Source organism: Mesorhizobium wenxiniae, from assembly GCF_002284535.1.
In the GTDB taxonomy this organism is placed as follows: domain Bacteria; phylum Pseudomonadota; class Alphaproteobacteria; order Rhizobiales; family Rhizobiaceae; genus Mesorhizobium; species Mesorhizobium wenxiniae.
In genome coordinates this window covers 562,788-579,216 of record NZ_NPKH01000020.1, presented here as the reverse complement: position 1 = coordinate 579,216, position 16,429 = coordinate 562,788, and the positions used below count along the sequence as shown (strand labels likewise).

Sequence of the window (16,429 nt, the reverse complement as noted above, 5' to 3'; positions counted from 1 at the left end):
TTTCTCGTCATTGCGTGATCGGATTATCGTGTTCGTCGATCAGCGGCACATTGTAGTCCAGCAGGATCCTGTTGATCTCCGCCTGGTTTTCCCTGATCACCCGGTTGAGCGTCCGCTTCCATTCCTGGTCGGATGGACGCACGCCCATGGTGATACGGTAGGACATGCGGACGCCGGTTTTTTCCTTCACCAGCGGAACGACGGTGAGATCGGCGCCCGATTTCTTGGCGTAGTAGCCCGCCATCGGCCCCCACACGATCGCGGCGTCGATCGTGCCTGCCAAAAGATCCTTGATCATGATTTCGGCCATCGATGGGGCGATGCGCGTGTCGACCATCAACGGGTAGGCCTTGGCGCTTCGCATCAGCTTGGCCGCGGCCATGTTGGAAGCCGGCGGCGTTCCGCCGACAATTCCGATTTTCTTGTCCGCAAGCTTGGGATCCCCTATGGTTTCGACGCCGCCGAGACCGCCGCCCTCCCTGTAAACCAGCACATAAGCCGACCGGTAATAGGCGTTGGTATTCTGGACCAGTTCGTCGCCCTGCGCGTATCCCATGATGACGTCGCAGCGGTTGGCTGTCAGCGTGTTGCGCACGAAACCGGTGATCATGGGAAACCAGGTATAGGCGACTGATTTCCGGCCGGTCTTTTCGGCAACCAGTTCGGCCAGCCTGTTTTCAAAACCTTCGCCACTTTGGTCGGTGAACGGCATGTTCGAGGGATCGGCGCAGACGCGCAGCACTTCCGGGTCGACCAGTTCTCCGGCGGCGCCGAGTCCCGCATCTTGCGCCAGCGCATGGGCGGGGACGAACGCGGCAGCCGTGGCAGCGAACAGGAAGAGGCGCAGTCTATCGCGGTACCAACTCATCTCATCCTCCCATGCAGGACGCTTCATGGTCCTTGGCTGCCTGCGGCTTCTCCGCCTTCTTGGGCGGGCGGCCACGCGGAGCAGCGCCGATGGCGCGTGCGCGCAGATAGACATAGAGGTCGTCCATGTAGCAGTAGACGTTCTTGTTGTCGCCGAAGGCCGGCATGACGTTTTCCTTGCCGCCGCCGACATTTTTGCGACCCTCGGCGACGATCGACAGGAAGGTTCCATAGTCCATGTTCTTCATGGTCTCCGCCAGGGCCGGCGCGTAGCTCGAGCCGACGCCATCGGGCCCGTGGCAGACATGGCAGTCGGAGTGATAGCGGCGGTAACCGCTGAACGTGTACCAATCGACGGTTCCGTTTTCGATCTTGTAGGTCGGATTTCCGTCCGCGTCCAAATGCTTGCCGTTTTCTTCCGTCACTGCCTTGGCTTTTTCCGCGCTGTCCTGGGCTTGTGCGAGGCTTGAGCTTGCCAAAGGCAGCAGAGCCAGAGCGAGAGCGGAAATTACAATGCGAACGGACATTCAGACTTCCTTCATTTCGCCTGCACACGGTCTTGCTGTCGTGAAGCGGCATTGATCGATGTTTTGGAGCGCGGCGAAATCGAGAGCCCGGCGGCATTCGCCGGTGATCCGGGCTCTCGTTTCTCAGGCCATTTCTCAGGCCATGGGCCTTTGCATCGCTAGGGTCGTGCGATGTCCCGGAAGATCAATCCGGGAGGCCGAAGACGGTGAGCTGACCGCCCAGCGTCGTGTAGTCGGCAAGAGCGGCATAGCCGCCGACCGCACCAAGACCAGCCGTGGAGATGGACTTTTCTTCCTCGGTCGGAGCTTTTTCACCCGCCACTGCCGCTTGCCAGGCCGCGGCGCCTTCGGCTCCCAAAAGGCCACCTGCGAGGCCGATGCCAGCCCAGCCGCCGACACCCGACAGGACGGCTATATACTGCTTGCCGCGATGTTCGAACGTGTTGACGTTGCCGATGATGCCCGACGGCGTCTTGAACTTGTAGAGTTCCTTGCCTTCGGTATCGACGGCCTTGATGTAGCCTTCCAGCGTGCCGTAGAAGACCACATCGCCTTCGGTTGCAAGCGCGCCGGACCAGACCGAGAACTGCTCGGGCTTGGACCAGACGATCTCGCCCTTGGCAGCGTCCCAGGCGATGAAGTTGCCCATGCCACCATGGCTGTTGGGGGTCGGGTACATCGCCACCGTGGCGCCGACATAGGGCTGGCCGGCGGTGTAGCTCACCTTGTAGGGCTCATAGTCCATGCAGACATGGTTTGTCGGCACGTAGAACAGACCGGTCTTCGGCGAATAGGTCGCCGGCTGCTGGTCCTTGGTGCCAAGCGCGGCCGGGCAGACGCCCGTCGTGTTGGTGTCTTCGCCGTTCTGCTGGGTCGAATATTTGGCCACGACCTGCGGGCGGCCATACTGGTCGCTCTTGGGGTCCATGTTGACCTCGGTCGCCCAGTTCACCGTGGGATCGTATTTCTTGGCGACCAGAAGCTCGCCGCTGGCGCGATCCATGGTGTAGGCAAAGCCGTTGCGGTCGAAATGCACCAGCACGTCATGCTTGGCGCCGTTGACCTCCATGCCGTCGACGAGAATGTTCTCGTTGACGCCATCATAATCCCACTCGTCATGCGGGGTCATCTGGTAGAGCCATTTGGCCACGCCTGTGTCGGCATCGCGCGCCATGAGCGTCATCGACCAGCGATTGTCGCCCGGGCGCTGGACCGGGTTCCAGGTCGAGGGATTGCCGGTGCCATAGTAAACCAGGTTCAGCTTGGGATCATAAGCGAACCATCCCCAGGTCGTGCCACCACCTGTTTTCCACTGCTCGCCCTCCCAGGTGTTGATGCCGGAATCCGGCCCGACGGGTTTGCCGAGATGCGTGGTCTTTTCCGGATCGATGAGCGTCTCTGCATCCGGACCGGTGGAATAAGCCTTCCAGGCAAGCGAGCCATCCTTGAGGTTATACGCCGCGGTCCAGCCGCGGACACCGAATTCAGCACCTGAAACGCCGATGATGACCTTGTCCTTGACGACCATAGGCGCGGCTGTGCCGGATTCGCCCTTGCTGCCGTCGGTCTCGCCGTTCTTGACCGACCAGACGACCTTGCCGGTCTTGGCATCGAGCGCCACAACAGTCGTGTCGGCCTGGTTGAGGATGATCTTGCCGTCACCATAGGCGACGCCGCGATTGACCGTATCGCAGCACATGATCGCAATGACGTTCGGATCCTGCTTGGGCTCGTACTTCCAGAGGATCTTGCCCTCGTTATTGAGGTCGAGAGCGTAGACGATATTCGGGAACGGCGTGTGGATATACATCACGTCGCCGATCACCAGCGGGCCGCCTTCATGGCCGCGCAGCACGCCAGTGGACATCGTCCACTTGACCTGCAGATTCTTCACATTGTCCTTGTTGATCTGGTTCAGTTTCGAATAACGGGTGTTGGCGTAGTCACCCGTTGGCATCGCCCAGTTCTTGGGGTCAGAGGACATTTTCATCAGCTCTTCATTGGCCGACGTCATGTGGACCGCGCCGAACGACATGAGCGCCGCGGTCGTTAGTAGGTAGGCAGTTCTCGCTAATACACGCATCAAAGTCCTCCCAGGGTGCACAATGACGAATCGTCCGTTGAGCCCACCAGGGCTTGCCCAAGCGATTCATGTGGGGGAAGTATTTCCGGCAGCGTGTCACGACCTAAGCCGAATGAGCAGAGGGCACCGTTACTGCCCATCCCACCTGGCCTACGAAAGACTGTCGCCGCTCCCTAATGACGGTGACGCCCTTGAAGCCGGAAACAGGATGAAGCTATGTCATCCCCAGACGGAAGGCAAGAAAAATCACTTCCATCTATGTTGCACTGCAATATAGAGAAATAGATGTGAAAAAACCCGGACTGAAAGCTATTGATCGACTGTGGATGAAGCGAGATTTATATAAGTGGTTAAATTTTGCGTATTTTTTGCGCAAAATGTATTGATTTTTATTATCGAATATTCGTTGGAGCGTATGATTTTAAGTATGCGCACGTCGCTTCGGTTGCCGATAGTGGAGGAGACCTGAAATCAAGCTCAGCACCAGGATTCGGAGCCGATGTTCGTGCTGTCGGGGAGGCCTTTTGCCGGCCGGGACGGCCCTGTCCTTTGGTACTATATGGCCTGCACGAGAACTTGACTGGCGTGGTTTCGCGAGGCCAACTGGTGCGGTGATCCGTCTCGATCCAGCGGGCTCGGCCAGCGGGCTCGGCCTGTCACGTTCCGGGCCAATCGGAGGTTCTCCATGATCAGATTTGTCGGCTTTTCGAGCTTGCCGCTGTTGCTCATTTCGGGCCTGGCCTTCGCCAATCCGGCCGGCGCCGCATCAGATTATCCGACGGTGACGGTTGTCAACTATGTGCTCGGCTGCATGCAGACGAATGGCCAGACACGTCAGGCGCTGGAGAGTTGTTCCTGCTCGATCGACGTCATCGCCTCGATCCTTCCGTTCGAGGATTATGAAAGGGCCGAGACTTTCAAGAGCATGTCCCTGACGACAGGGGAGCGTTCGGGACTGTTCCGCGAAAACGCGCCGGCAAAAGCCGCAAGCACGGAACTGAAGCGCGCGCAGGCGGAGGCCGACGTGCGCTGCTTTTAAAGCGCGTCGCGTTTGAGTGGATTCATGCGACGCTTTGCATGTGGTTTCGAGGCTTCAAAGCCCCGTAACCTCCAGCGGCCATTGATTGCGAAACACCTTGCCATCCGTATCGATTGCTTCGACCTGGATTTGGCCAGTGCCGTGCGCGGTGAAATCGAACCGGAAATTGGGATCTTCCGAAATAGATATCCCCCCTTCCATCGACAGGATCAGCCGGTCGGCCTGCGAGACCGACAGTTTCTGAACGAAATGCGCGGGGATGAAATACTGGGTCAGCGGATTGCGCTGCAGGCCCGAATTGTTCGGGTGGCGGATCATCAGCTGCAATTCCTGCGCCTTTGTCATCGTCTCTTGCGGCGGGAATTGGCGCAGCTTCATCTGCCCCATCGTCGCCATCGCCTCGTCCTGGTTCTTGACCGCCGGGGCGGAGCATCCGCCTGACGCCTTGACGAAGGTCTGGGCCATGTGAAGCTCGCCGCCCTGCGTCTCTGCTATGGCACGCAGATAGGAATAGTCGTCGACGCGCACGCGCGTCGACAGATGCGTCACGCCGGCGTCCTTGCCGATCTCGAACGTCGCCGCCACCGGCGCCGGGTTGACGTCGATGATCAAGGTGACGGATTTGATGCCGGCGGGCGCCCTGGCCGGGTCGATATAGATGTCGACGGCACGATGGCGGCATCCTGAGCCCGCTTCGGCGCCTCGATCCTGACGACGCCGCTATCGACCAGAATTGCCCGATCGCCGAACACGTCGCCTTTCAGAGCCTGCCAGATCCTGTTCGAAGACGCGGTTGTCTGCTGGGCGTTGGCGGCGCCGGAGGCGCCAAACAGCGTGCCGACGGTCAGGACAATCGCGGCAAAGACGACTGCGAGCGGCAAGCCGAGCTGCCGGCTCCGGTAAGCGTGGTTCTGCATTTCGATGCCTCCACCAATGTCAAAGAGGTGGTGCCCAGGCCGAAGTCGAGGATAGACCCTTGACGATGCGTTGGCAAATCGATCCACTTCATCCCGTCCAACGCTTGTCGGTGTGATCTATTCCCATTCGACTTCGGCAAAGGCGGCCGTTGCATTGCGCTGGTTGTAGTCGTCGAACATATGCCAATTGCCCCGTTCGCTTGCGCCGGCGGTCTTGACTGCCTCGCTGAGCGGCGTCCCGTCGACGATCGCCTTGCGAATATCGCGCGCCAGAACTTCGAGATAGCGCCGCTCCGCCGTCAGTGCCTCCGGCCAGTCGGCCGGCACCGGGCCATGACCCGGAACGGCGCGCACGGCGCCGATCGCGGCGAGCGCATCCATCTGGCGAAGCCAACCGAGCAGCGATCCGTCGAGCGTCGGCAAGGAACCTATGAAAACGAGATCGCCGGCAAACAGCGTGTGGGTCGCGCTGTCGAAGACGGTCAGGTCGTTGTCGGTGTGAGCCGCTTTCCATGCCTGCAATTCGAGCACGCGTCCACCGAGGTCGAGCTGCAGGCGATCATCGACCAGCATCGTCGGCGGTATGATCTCGACCCCTTTCATGAGCGCGTCGCCGATCTGTTCGCGGAAGCTTTGCAGGTAGAACGCGCCGCGTGCCTCGAGCGCGCGCGGCAGATTGCGATGGCCGACGATGGTCGCGCCGATCTCCCGGAATGCCGCATTGCCGAAGATGTGGTCGGGGTGCATGTGGGTGTTGATCAGGTAGCGAACCGGCCTGGCGGTTATTTTGCCGATCGCGGCGATGAAGGCGTTCGCCTCGATCAGGCTGCCGCCGCTGTCGATGACGGCAACAGCGTCGGTGCCGACGACGACGCCCAGGTTCGAGATGGCGCCCTGGTTGGCGGCGCTCATCATTGCATCGACGCCCCGGAAAGCGAAGACGCCGTCGGCGATTTTCCTGAGCTTGAATTCAAGGCCGGCCGCGGCGAGAGCGGCCCGCCCGTGGCAACAGGGCAGCATCGCGGCGCTGACCGCGGTGCAGGCGAAGCCGTTCACAAGCTTGCGTCGTACCCTGTCGATCGGCATGGCTTTCCCCACTATGCATTCCGAACCGTAAGGCGATCAGGCCCCGCCTGGGAATTTTTGATGGAACGACCGCAATAGGTCGCTCATCACCTGTGGATTGCGATATTGCCGCGGCAGCTTTACGTCGAACATGCCGAGCACATGGGCCGGCCGCTGCGCGAGAACGATTATGCGGTCCGACAGCATCAGCGCCTCGCGCAGATTGTGGGTTACCATCAGGGCCGTCGTAGGCCGCGCCGACCAGACGGTCAAAAGCAGGTGCCGAAGCCGCCCGGCAGTCCGTTCGTCGAGCGAGGCAAAGGGTTCGTCCAGGAAAAGCACCGCCGGTTCGGTGGCGAAGGCCCTGGCAAGTGCTGCCCTGCGTGCAAGCCCGAGCGAAAGCTCGGCCGGATAGAGCGAGCGCATGCCGGCGAGGCCGAGCGTGTCGAACAGCCCGTCGAGATTTTTCGTTCTCAGGCTTTTCGGCAGCGCCAGCCTGACATTCTGCTCCACCGTCCGCCACGGCAGCAAGATTGGCTCCTGGAATACGGCGGCGATCCGGTTGGAGCCGCCTTCAGGCAGTTGGAATGAGCCGGAAAAGTTCTTGTCCAATCCAAGCAGGATGCGCAGCGTCGTGGTCTTGCCGCAACCCGACGGTCCCAGCAAGCAGGCGAATTCGCCTTGCCGGACCTCGAAGGAAAGGTCCTGGAGCGCCGTGATCGAGACGCCTTGCGCGGACCTGAAGGTCTTTTCGGCGATGTCGACCCTAAGCGGGACGACGGCGCCAACGGGTTGCATGTCGTTCAACGGGCTGCACCAGAAGGAGTTCGATGACAAGCATCACCGCCACGAAAGCCAGCGTGTAGGCGAGGATGGCGGCGACGTCGAAGAGCTGGAAATAAAGATAGATCTGGAAGCCGACGCCGTTGGAGCGGCCGAGCAGTTCGACCACCAGGACAATCTTCCAGATGAGAGCGATGCCGGATCGTGAGGCGGCGGCAAGATAGGGCTGCAGTTGCGGCAGCAGGACGTGGCGGACACGGTCGAGAAGACCGAAGCGGTAGACGGCGGCCATTTCGGCGTAACTCGGATCAAGCGCTCTGGCGCCTTCGCGCATCGTCACGACGACATTGGGGATCTTGTTGACGGCAACCGCGCCAATCGCCGCCGCTTCGTTGAGGCCGAACCAGATGTAGGCGAGCACGATGACCACCAGCGCGGGAATGTTGAGGAACAGAACCACCCAGGGACTGAAGAACCGGTCTGCGCTGCGGTGGCTGCCGAGGAGAACGCCGATGACCGAGCCAACAACCATCGCGACGACATATGCCGCGGCAACCCGGCCGAGTGTCGCGCCGAGATGGTAGAAAAGGTCGCCGTTCGCCGCCTCTGCGAGCAGCACCTGCCAGACCTGTCCCGGCCCTGGAAAGGCACGGCTCGGCCAGGCATTTTCCGCAAGACCCCACAGCAGGCAAAGCCCGAGCAGAGAGACCGCGACCGTCAGCACGGGTGTCAGCGCCGTTGCAAGGCTGGATTGGCTGGAGATGTCGGCCACGGCGCCCGGCGGGCGATCGCCGGTATCAGGTGCGCTCATTGCGGGAGCTCCTGCCAGAACGTGCCTGGCGCCATTTCCGGCGCGCGGCCGACCAGCTTTTCGCCGCCGATCTCGGCCAGCACGCGGTAGAGCTTGCCGGCGTCGGCCGCATCCTCGGCGACCGGGCGTCTGGGAATGCCCTCGCGAAAGCGGTCACGCAGTTTGGCCAATTCCTTGCCCTGTGCGCGGATAATCGGCGCAAGGCGCAGCCACTCATCGTCGGATCTGGCCAGCAAGTCCTTGGACTGCGCCGAAGCCTTGATGAAGCCCCGGACGGCGGCCGGATTTTCGTTCGCCCATTTGTCATGAAAGACATAGCCGAGCGCCGACACGGCGCCCGAGGCACCGAGCGCTTTCGCCGCATCATCGGCGCCGATCAGCCGACGAAAGCCGTTGGCCTCAAGGCGGGCGCAAAAATGCCAGAAATTGAGCACCGCATCGAGTTCGCCTTGCATCGCCTTTTCTGAAATCAGCGGCGGCGCGCCAAAGACGATGTCGCTGGTTGCCGGCAGGTCGAGGCCGTGATCGCGTCTGGCCAGCGCCTGGATCAGCAGCCAGCTTTTATCGAGAGGCCCGCCGGCGACGCCGATCTTTTTTCCCTTGAGATCGATGATCGTGCGGATCGGCGCCCCCTCCTTCACCATGATTGCCCCGACGGCGGTCGAATAGGGGACCAACGTGAGGTCGACGCCTTCCGAGCGCTGGCGCGAAACCCACAGCCAGTCGGAGACGATGCTGTCGATCGCGCCGGCCAGCATGGCGACGTTGGTTGCATCCTCGCCGGCGAAATCGACGATCTCCAGATCGATGCCGTTGGCTGTGTCGAACTTGTGTTGCTTCATGGTATCAAGCGCCCAGCTCACGGTGCCGAACTTCAGCACGCCGATGCGAACCTTGCTCGTGGCGAAGGAGGGTTTTGAGACAAGCGCTGCGGCCGTTCCAAGAGCCGCCAGACGGAGCGTTCCTCGACGCGAAATCATGATGATGTCTCCTCCCGGGGCCGTAACAGGCCGGGGCGCCGATCAGATCGCACGGTCCTTGTTCGGGAAAGCGCATTTCCAGCGCTTGACCTTGAGGGTCGGGTGTTCCTGCGACCATTTCGCGATTTCGCTGGGCGCCAAGACCATACATTGGACGAGAGAGCCACGGCTCTCGAAATAGAGATGCTCGTCTCGGCAATTGCCCGGATTGGTAATCAGGCAAACCGTCAATATGAGGTCGACCATATCCATTCAGCACCTCTTGCGCGCTTAAAGACGCCGCTTCGGCGAGATCCGGCCCGATCTGCGAGCCTGGACAAAATCACCAACTGCCGGAGTCCCGAGGTGCCCATGGAAAACCGGAATGGTTTGAGGCTACGCGTTCGCCCGATGGCCGTCAACAAAGTCGAATGGATAGGGCGCCGGAGCCGAGCTCCTCTGAATTCGGGAAGGACGCCGGCGATACCTGAAAACACAAAACCCGCCTCGGCGGGCGGGTCGTTGGCGCAAATCAGCGCATGGCCAAATCAATAGCATAAATGCCGCCACAAAGCAACGAATCGCGAGCTCGCGACCAGGGCAATCGCTTCCGGTTTTGCGCTGCCCTCATCTCCCGTGCCGGGCACTTCTCGCCGTGCCTGCGGTTCACTGGACCTCTGTATGGTTGACATCGCTCATCTCCCGGGTAGCTTCCAAGATGCAGGCGTCGCAACTCCACAGGGGAGAAGCTTTCGCTCTGCCATAATCGACGCATGCCGATGATCAAACAAAGGCATGCGCAAATCGTCCAGGGCACCTTGACGATCAATGAGGAAATGCCATGCGTGCAATCGCGTTTTTCGCCGTCGTCTCCGTTGCGACGTTTATCACGAGCCAATCTCAGGCACAGGATGCCGCCGCGGGTGAGAAGGTCTTCGCCAAATGCAAGGCCTGCCACGTCGTCGACGAGGACAAGAACAAGATCGGTCCGTCGTTGAACGGCGTTATTGGCCGGACGGCCGGCACGCATCCGGGGTTCAAGTATTCCAAACCCATGACCGAGGCGGGTGCATCCGGCGTCAAATGGGACGACGCCACGCTGACAGCCTATCTTCGCGACCCCAAGGCCATGATCAAAGGTACGAAGATGGCGTTTGCCGGCCTCAAGAAGGATGAGGACCTCGCCAACGTCATCGCCTATCTGAAGCAATTCTCCAAATAACCCGGTTTTTCCGCAGAAATAACCTGGTTCTTCCGCATGAAGTAACCCTGTTCTTCCCCGGAAATAACGCGACTTCGCCGGCCGTTCGAAACTGCGTTCAGCCGGCGCCCGCCTGGTGGTGACGCCGGTCAGGCGGCGTCTTGCAGCCTGCGCATCGCGGAAGGCAGGTCGAACAAGTTGTCGCAAACGAGATCGGCGCCAAGCTCTTCAACCGGAATTTGGGTGTAGCCGCCACGCAGCAGAATGATAAGCATACCGGCGGCGCGCGCGGCAGCCACGTCGGCGCCGCTGTCTCCGACCATCAGCGCGTCACGAGGTTCGACCTGAAGCTGGTCGAGCGCCAGCAGCAGAGCGTCGGGCGCCGGTTTCAGGTATGTCACCGCGTCTCCGCCAACGATCGCGCTAAGGTGTTCCGTCAGCCCAAAATGCAGCAGGATTTCGCGAGCCGCCAACTGCGGCTTGTTGGTCACCACACCCATGGCTATTCCGCTCAAGTGGAAGTGGGTGAGAACCTCCCTGACGCCAGGCATCAGCGTCGTCAGGCCGGTGAGATGTCTGCGGTAGATCGGCGCCATGACGCGGTTGGCCTCGTCAAGCGCGCTGCCGAGGAGCGGCGTACCGGAAGCGGTGAAGGCTCGCTCGACCAGTTTCCTGACGCCGCCGCCGATCATGGCCTTAACCTGTTCCAGGCGCAGCGGCGGCACATCGCGGCCGGCCAGCAACTCGTTGACTGCGGCCGTTATATCAGGCGCCGAATCGACCAGCGTGCCGTCGAGATCGAACAGGATCGCTTTCGACGATCGAAGCCGCCTACCCATGCCGACGTTCATGCGGCGTCCTTCCACTTGATCGAGCAGCCGATCGAAGCGATCTGGTCGAGCGGCCCGTCGCCGGTTCGGGCAATTTGCTTCATCGCCTCGAACAGGTCGCGTCTCAACCCGGGCGGTCCGGCGTCGCGTCGCGCCGCGTCCAGCCGGCCGCGATATTGCAGCGTCAACTCGCTGTTGAGCCCGAAGAAATCCGGAGTGCAAACGGCTCCATAGGCACGCGCCACGGTCTGGCGCTCGTCGTGGAGGTAGGGGAAAGTGAAGCCGTTCGTCCTGGCGAAGAGCTTCATGTTGTCGAAGGAATCATCCGGATAGGCGTCGGCATCGTTGGAATTGATCGCGACAAAGCCGATGCCTTCGGGCTTGAGATCGTTGGCATCGCGGACGATGCGTGAAATCACCGCCTTCACATAAGGGCAGTGGTTGCAGATGAAGGCTATGACCAGCCCGTTCGGGCCGGCGTGGCTGAAGATCGAGTGCGATTTGCCGTCGATGCCGGGCAAAACGGCATCGATGGCTTGCCAGCCGAAATCGCAGACAGGTGGGATCGCCCCCATGTTGCCCTCCGATGAAATGGTTTTACGCGGCTTTCCGGATCGCCCCGTCGGCTGCCTGTCTGATGGCGCCGATATTGGCGCGATAGGCAGCCTCGGTGCCACCCTTGAAAATGGCCGAGCCGGCAACCAGCACATTGGCGCCGGCCGCGGTGACCAGGGGCGCGGTTTCGGGCGTGACGCCGCCGTCGATCTCGATGTCGATCGGGCGGTTACCGATCAGTGCCTTGATCCGCCTGACCTTGTCGACGACCGCCGGAATGAACGCCTGGCCGCCGAAACCCGGATTGACTGTCATCAGAAGCACCAGATCGAGCCGGTCGAGCACATATTCGATGACACTTTCCGGCGTCGACGGGTTCAGCGATACGCCGGCCTTCTTGCCGAGATTCCTGATCGCCTGCAGCGAACGATCGAGATGCGGCCCGGCCTCGGCATGCACCGTGATGATGTCGCAGCCGGCATCGGCGAAGGCGGCGAGATATGCATCGGCCGGCGCGATCATCAGATGGCAGTCGAAGATCTTGTCCGTTCGGTCGCGGATCGCCTTGATCACCGGCGGGCCGAAGGTGATGTTTGGCACGAAATGGCCGTCCATCACGTCGAGATGGATCCAGTCGGCACCCGCCCGGACGACCGTTTCGACCTCGTCGCCGAGCCGCGAGAAATCCGCAGAAAGCACCGAGGGCGCGATGATTGTCTTAGTACCCATGGTCGTCGGCTCCCATTCTGTCTACCGTTTCCGGTCGCTGAACACCAACTGGCGTCATCTTGTCAGCGCGCCTTCGTCTCCGGTTCGCCTTCGAGCTTGCCTTCCGCGAACACGCGGCTGCCGCGAATATCGGATTCTTCAATGGTGATAAGGTCGGTTTTCGTCAACGCCCGATCGCGCGACGCGAAAAGCCGGTTGGCCTGGCGAAGCCGCGCCCGGTCGAGCCCATTGCGGACCGAGCGGGCGTTGGAGAAATGCGGCAGCCGCATGCGTATCGGGAGATACTCTTCGAGCGCCTTGGCCGCCGCCTCGCTGAGACGGTAATTCTGTTCCGCCAGCATGATCTCGGCGATCGATTTGAGTTCGCTGACGCCGTAGTCGGGAAAATCTAGGTGGTGGGCGATGCGCGAGCGCATGCCGGGATTGCTGTCGAAGAAGCGGTCCATCTTGTTCTTGTAACCGGCAAGAATCACGACCAGGTCGTCACGGTTGTTTTCCATGCATTGCAGCAGGATTTCGATCGATTCCTGGCCGTAGTCGCGTTCGTTCTCGGGCTTGTAGAGATAGTAGGCCTCGTCGATGAAAAGCACCCCGCCCATGGCGCGCTTGATCACTTCGCGGGTTTTGGGCGCGGTGTGGCCGACATACTGGCCGACGAGATCGTCTCGCGTCACCGCGACCATATGGCCTTCGCGGACATAGCCGAGACGATGCAGGATTTCGGCCATCCTGAGCGCCACGGTGGTCTTCCCGGTGCCGGGATTTCCCGTAAAGTTCATGTGCAGCGTCGGCGCGCCCGAGGTCAGGCCGAACTTGCGGCGAAGCCGGTCGACCAGGAGCAGCGCCGCGATTTCGCGGATGCGGGTCTTGATGGGCTTCAGGCCAACGAGTTCGCGGTCGAGCTTGTCCATCACCTCGTCGATGTTAGACGCCTCGAACTCGGCCTGCAGGTCAACCGATTCGTCCTGCGCGGCAGCGCCCTTTGCTATCGCGTCCAGCATGGTTTCGGCTAGCTCCGCTCGCCTTCGGGCCTGTCGGTCGCATAAGGCACGATCGAATAGCCCTGGCTGCGGCCGTCGCGCTCCTGGCGCAGCAGCCGGAACCCGGGTTCGTTGGGCGGCCGGTTGACGATGAACGACATGCGTGGCGCTTCCCAGCCCTTGGTCGAATCGAAGGCGGTGACCCGGACATACATGTTGGGCATGGCTTTCCGGCAGCTGTTGACTTCGAGCAGGATGCCCGCCGGGTCCTTCAGGTCGAACATCGGGTTGCCGTACATTTCCCAATAGGTGTTTCGCGGATGCGGATCGTCCGTGTACTCCACGCTGACCGCCCAGTGGTTTTTTAGCGCGTATTTGATCTGCGCCGAAATCTGCTCATCGGTCAGGTCGGGCAGGAACGAAAACTGTCCCTGCGTGACCTTGTTTCCCGGATTGGTCATCATGGCGACGGTTCCTTTCGTCTAGAAGCTGGGCGTTGCGGTTGGCACGAAGTCGGCCGTGTCGGTCGATTCGTAGTTGAAGGTGACGTCCTTCCAGGTCTCCAGGGCCGCCTTCAGCGGCGTGCACCATCTGGCCGCCTGTTCGAGGATTTTGGTCCCTTCGCGCAGATAGTCGCGGCCCTCGTTGCGGGCGAGGATCATCGCCTCCAACGCGACGCGATTGGCCGTCGCGCCGGCCTGGATGCCGTCCGGATGGCCGATCGTGCCGCCGCCGAACTGCAGGATGACGTCCTCGCCGAGATAATGGATCAGCTGGTGCATCTGGCCGGCATGGATGCCGCCCGAGGCAACGGGCATCACCTTGTTGAGCGAGGCCCACTCCTGATCGAAGAACAGCCCGGTTTCGAGGTTCTGCGGCGTGCGCTCCTCGCGCAGCGTGTCATAAAAACCCTTGATCATCAGCGGGTCGCCTTCCAGCTTGCCGACCACGGTGCCGGCATGGATGTGATCGACGCCGGCCATCCGCATCCATTTGCAGATGACGCGAAAATTCATGCCGTGGTTCTTCTGGCGCGAATAGGTCGAGTTGCCGGCGCGGTGCAGGTGCAGGATCATGTCGTTGCGGCGTGCCCATTTGGCCATCGACTGGATCGCCGTGTAGCCAATGACGAGGTCGATCATGATGATGCAGGAGCCAAGCTGTTTTGCGAATTCGGCGCGCTCGTACATCTCCTCCATCGTGCCGGCGGTGACGTTGAGATAATGGCCCTTGACTTCGCCGGTAGCGGCCGAGGCCTTGTTCACAGCCTCCATGCAGTAGAGGAAGCGGTCGCGCCAGTGCATGAAGGGCTGCGAGTTGATGTTCTCGTCGTCCTTGACGAAGTCGAGGCCACCCTTCAGCGCCTCGTAGACGACGCGGCCGTAGTTGCGGCCTGACAGGCCAAGCTTCGGCTTCGTCGTCGCGCCGAGCAGCGGCCGGCCGAACTTGTCGAGCCGCTCGCGTTCCACCACGATGCCGGTCGCCGGGCCCTGGAAGGTTTTGAGGTAAGCCACCGGGATGCGCATGTCCTCGAGCCGCAAGGCCTTGACTGCCTTGAAGCCGAACACGTTGCCGATGATCGATGCAGTCAGGTTGGCGATTGAGCCCGGCTCGAACAGGTCGAGGTCGTAGGCGATGTAGGCGAAGTACTGCTGCTCGGTCTTGGTGCCGGGACCTGTGTTCGGCACCGGCTCGGATCTGAACGCCTTGGCGCGGTAGAGCTCGCAGGCGGTCAGCCTGTCGGTCCACACCACGGTCCATGTCGCGGTAGAGGATTCACCGGCGATGGCGGCGGCCGCCTCCTCGTGGTCGACGCCGGACTGCGGCGTGATCCGAAACATGGCGATCAGGTCGGTTTCCTTGGGCCGGTAGTCCGGCTCCCAGTAACCCATCTTCTTGTAGGGTATGACGCCCGACTTGTAGCGTTCCTTGCCTTCCTTGAGGGTGCCTGCTGACGGCATGTCGATCTTGTTCATAACAGGTCTCCTGTTTGCCGCTCAGGCGGCTTTCGCGGTTGCGATTTGCGGGTCGAGCTTTCCCGCGGCGTAACGTTTGGCCATCTCGTCCATGGCGATAACCCTGATCTTCGAGGCGTTGCCCGCTGTGCCGAAGCGTTCGAAGCGATCGCGGCACAGGTCGCGCAAGGCGTCCATGGCGGGTTTCAGGAATTTGCGCGGATCGAATTCGCGCGGGTCCTCCGTAGCGATGCGGCGGAACTGCCCGGCCATGGCCATGCGGCAATCGGTGTCGATGTTGACCTTGCGCACGCCGTAGCGGATGCCGCGCTCGATCTCTTCGACCGGAACGCCAAAGGTCTGGGGCATCTCGCCGCCATATTTGTTGATGATGTCCTGTAGATCCTGCGGCACCGAGGAAGAACCATGCATGACCAGATGCGTGTTGGGCAGCTTTTCGTGGATCGCCTCGATCACCTGCATAGCCAGGATGCCGCCGTCCGGCTTGCGGCTGAATTTGTAGGCGCCATGCGAAGTGCCGCAGGCGATCGCCAGCGCGTCGACCTGGGTGGCGGTGACAAAGTCGACCGCCTGATCGGGATCGGTCAAAAGCTGGTCGTGGGAAAGCGCACCTTCGGCGCCATGGCCATCCTCGGCCTCGCCCTGGCCGGTTTCCAGCGAGCCGAGCACGCCGAGCTCGCCTTCGACGGAAGCGCCGACCCAATGCGCCATGCGTGCGACACGTTCGGTGATGGCGACGTTGTAATCGTAGCTCGCCGGCGTCTTGGCGTCCGCCATCAATGACCCGTCCATCATCACCGAGGTGAAGCCATGGCGGATCGCCGAAAGGCAGGTGGCTTCGTTGTTGCCGTGATCCTGATGGACGCATAGCGGAATGGCCGGATGCATTTCGGTCAACGCCTCCATCATCTTGGCCAGCATGATGTCGTTGGCATAGGAGCGGGCGCCGCGCGACGCCTGGATAATGACCGGCGCGTCGCAGGCCTTGGCCGCCTCCATGATGGCGAGGCCCTGTTCCATGTTGTTGATGTTGAATGCGGGCACGCCATAGCCGTGCTCGGCGGCATGGTCGAGAAGCTGGCGAAGGGTGATGCGGGCCATTATCGG

At 61.4% G+C, this 16,429-nt stretch carries 19 protein-coding genes; 2 read left to right on the top strand and 17 right to left on the bottom strand.

Annotated features, from left to right (window positions below; genetic code table 11):
• Nucleotides 1–7: 7 nt before the first annotated feature.
• From CIT31_RS13035 to CIT31_RS13025, 3 genes are all read right to left on the bottom strand, one after another.
• Entirely contained in the window at nt 8–868 is an 861-nt protein-coding gene (locus CIT31_RS13035) for a substrate-binding domain-containing protein (RefSeq protein ID WP_165778428.1), read from the bottom strand.
• Between the two features lies 1 nt (nt 869).
• Nucleotides 870–1,394 carry a c-type cytochrome, methanol metabolism-related gene (locus CIT31_RS13030; protein WP_095518902.1) on the bottom strand — a complete coding sequence of 175 codons (525 nt, stop codon included), beginning with the start codon at nt 1,392–1,394 and terminating at the stop codon, nt 870–872.
• A gap of 184 nt (nt 1,395–1,578) precedes the next feature.
• A complete protein-coding gene (locus CIT31_RS13025) occupies nt 1,579–3,477 on the bottom strand; it encodes a methanol/ethanol family PQQ-dependent dehydrogenase (RefSeq protein WP_095518901.1) in 1,899 nt (632 codons plus the stop codon).
• 685 nt (nt 3,478–4,162) lie between these two features.
• Here CIT31_RS13025 and CIT31_RS13020 point away from each other — a divergent pair.
• A complete protein-coding gene (locus CIT31_RS13020) occupies nt 4,163–4,516 on the top strand; it encodes a hypothetical protein (RefSeq protein ID WP_095518900.1) in 354 nt (117 codons plus the stop codon).
• Between the two features lie 54 nt (nt 4,517–4,570).
• Here the strand turns inward: CIT31_RS13020 and CIT31_RS35100 are convergent, their stop codons facing one another.
• The 7 genes from CIT31_RS35100 to CIT31_RS12990 all read right to left on the bottom strand — a co-directional run bounded on the left by CIT31_RS35100 (nt 4,571) and on the right by CIT31_RS12990 (nt 9,324).
• Nucleotides 4,571–5,128 (bottom strand): quinoprotein dehydrogenase-associated SoxYZ-like carrier, encoded by a 558-nt coding sequence (locus tag CIT31_RS35100; protein ID WP_245316219.1) that lies wholly within the window; start codon nt 5,126–5,128, stop codon nt 4,571–4,573.
• Nucleotides 5,125–5,433: a thiosulfate oxidation carrier protein SoxY gene (locus tag CIT31_RS35095; protein ID WP_245316217.1), complete on the bottom strand. Its 309-nt coding sequence runs from the start codon at nt 5,431–5,433 to the stop codon at nt 5,125–5,127. Before CIT31_RS35095 ends, CIT31_RS35100 begins: the two co-directional genes overlap by 4 nt.
• 117 nt (nt 5,434–5,550) lie before the next feature.
• Nucleotides 5,551–6,519: a quinoprotein relay system zinc metallohydrolase 2 gene (locus CIT31_RS13010; protein WP_095518899.1), complete on the bottom strand. Its 969-nt coding sequence runs from the start codon at nt 6,517–6,519 to the stop codon at nt 5,551–5,553.
• A gap of 36 nt (nt 6,520–6,555) precedes the next feature.
• Nucleotides 6,556–7,296 carry an ABC transporter ATP-binding protein gene (locus CIT31_RS13005; protein WP_095518898.1) on the bottom strand — a complete coding sequence of 247 codons (741 nt, stop codon included), beginning with the start codon at nt 7,294–7,296 and terminating at the stop codon, nt 6,556–6,558.
• The gene (locus CIT31_RS13000) at nt 7,265–8,092 is read right to left on the bottom strand and encodes an ABC transporter permease (RefSeq protein ID WP_095518897.1); all 828 of its coding nucleotides are present in this window, start codon (nt 8,090–8,092) and stop codon (nt 7,265–7,267) included. Before CIT31_RS13000 ends, CIT31_RS13005 begins: the two co-directional genes overlap by 32 nt.
• A complete protein-coding gene (locus tag CIT31_RS12995; RefSeq protein ID WP_425350599.1) occupies nt 8,089–9,072 on the bottom strand; it encodes an ABC transporter substrate-binding protein in 984 nt (327 codons plus the stop codon). Before CIT31_RS12995 ends, CIT31_RS13000 begins: the two co-directional genes overlap by 4 nt.
• Nucleotides 9,073–9,114: 42 nt before the next feature.
• A complete protein-coding gene (locus tag CIT31_RS12990; RefSeq protein WP_065010914.1) occupies nt 9,115–9,324 on the bottom strand; it encodes a hypothetical protein in 210 nt (69 codons plus the stop codon).
• A gap of 568 nt (nt 9,325–9,892) precedes the next feature.
• Between CIT31_RS12990 and CIT31_RS12985 the strand changes: the two genes are divergently transcribed.
• On the top strand, nt 9,893–10,273 hold the full coding sequence (locus CIT31_RS12985; RefSeq protein ID WP_095518895.1) for a c-type cytochrome: 381 nt from the start codon (nt 9,893–9,895) through the stop codon (nt 10,271–10,273).
• 128 nt (nt 10,274–10,401) lie between these two features.
• On the opposite strand, the gene gph is transcribed toward CIT31_RS12985, so the two are convergent.
• The 7 genes from gph to fba form a co-directional block, all read right to left on the bottom strand.
• Complete coding sequence (gene gph, locus CIT31_RS12980) at nt 10,402–11,103, bottom strand: phosphoglycolate phosphatase (RefSeq protein ID WP_095518894.1); 702 nt, start codon at nt 11,101–11,103, stop codon at nt 10,402–10,404.
• On the bottom strand, nt 11,100–11,657 hold the full coding sequence (locus CIT31_RS12975) for a thioredoxin family protein (protein ID WP_095518893.1): 558 nt from the start codon (nt 11,655–11,657) through the stop codon (nt 11,100–11,102). The genes gph and CIT31_RS12975 overlap by 4 nt, the downstream gene beginning before the upstream one ends.
• Nucleotides 11,658–11,679: 22 nt before the next feature.
• Nucleotides 11,680–12,366: a ribulose-phosphate 3-epimerase gene (rpe, locus tag CIT31_RS12970; RefSeq protein ID WP_065010917.1), complete on the bottom strand. Its 687-nt coding sequence runs from the start codon at nt 12,364–12,366 to the stop codon at nt 11,680–11,682.
• 62 nt (nt 12,367–12,428) lie between these two features.
• On the bottom strand, nt 12,429–13,367 hold the full coding sequence (gene cbbX, locus CIT31_RS12965; RefSeq protein ID WP_095518892.1) for a CbbX protein: 939 nt from the start codon (nt 13,365–13,367) through the stop codon (nt 12,429–12,431).
• An 8-nt stretch (nt 13,368–13,375) separates the two neighbouring features.
• Nucleotides 13,376–13,810 (bottom strand): ribulose bisphosphate carboxylase small subunit, encoded by a 435-nt coding sequence (locus CIT31_RS12960; RefSeq protein WP_065010919.1) that lies wholly within the window; start codon nt 13,808–13,810, stop codon nt 13,376–13,378.
• 18 nt (nt 13,811–13,828) lie between these two features.
• Complete coding sequence (locus tag CIT31_RS12955) at nt 13,829–15,322, bottom strand: ribulose-bisphosphate carboxylase large subunit (protein WP_095518891.1); 1,494 nt, start codon at nt 15,320–15,322, stop codon at nt 13,829–13,831.
• Between the two features lie 21 nt (nt 15,323–15,343).
• Entirely contained in the window at nt 15,344–16,423 is a 1,080-nt protein-coding gene (fba, locus tag CIT31_RS12950; protein WP_095518890.1) for a class II fructose-bisphosphate aldolase, read from the bottom strand.
• Between the last annotated feature and the right edge of the window lie 6 nt (nt 16,424–16,429).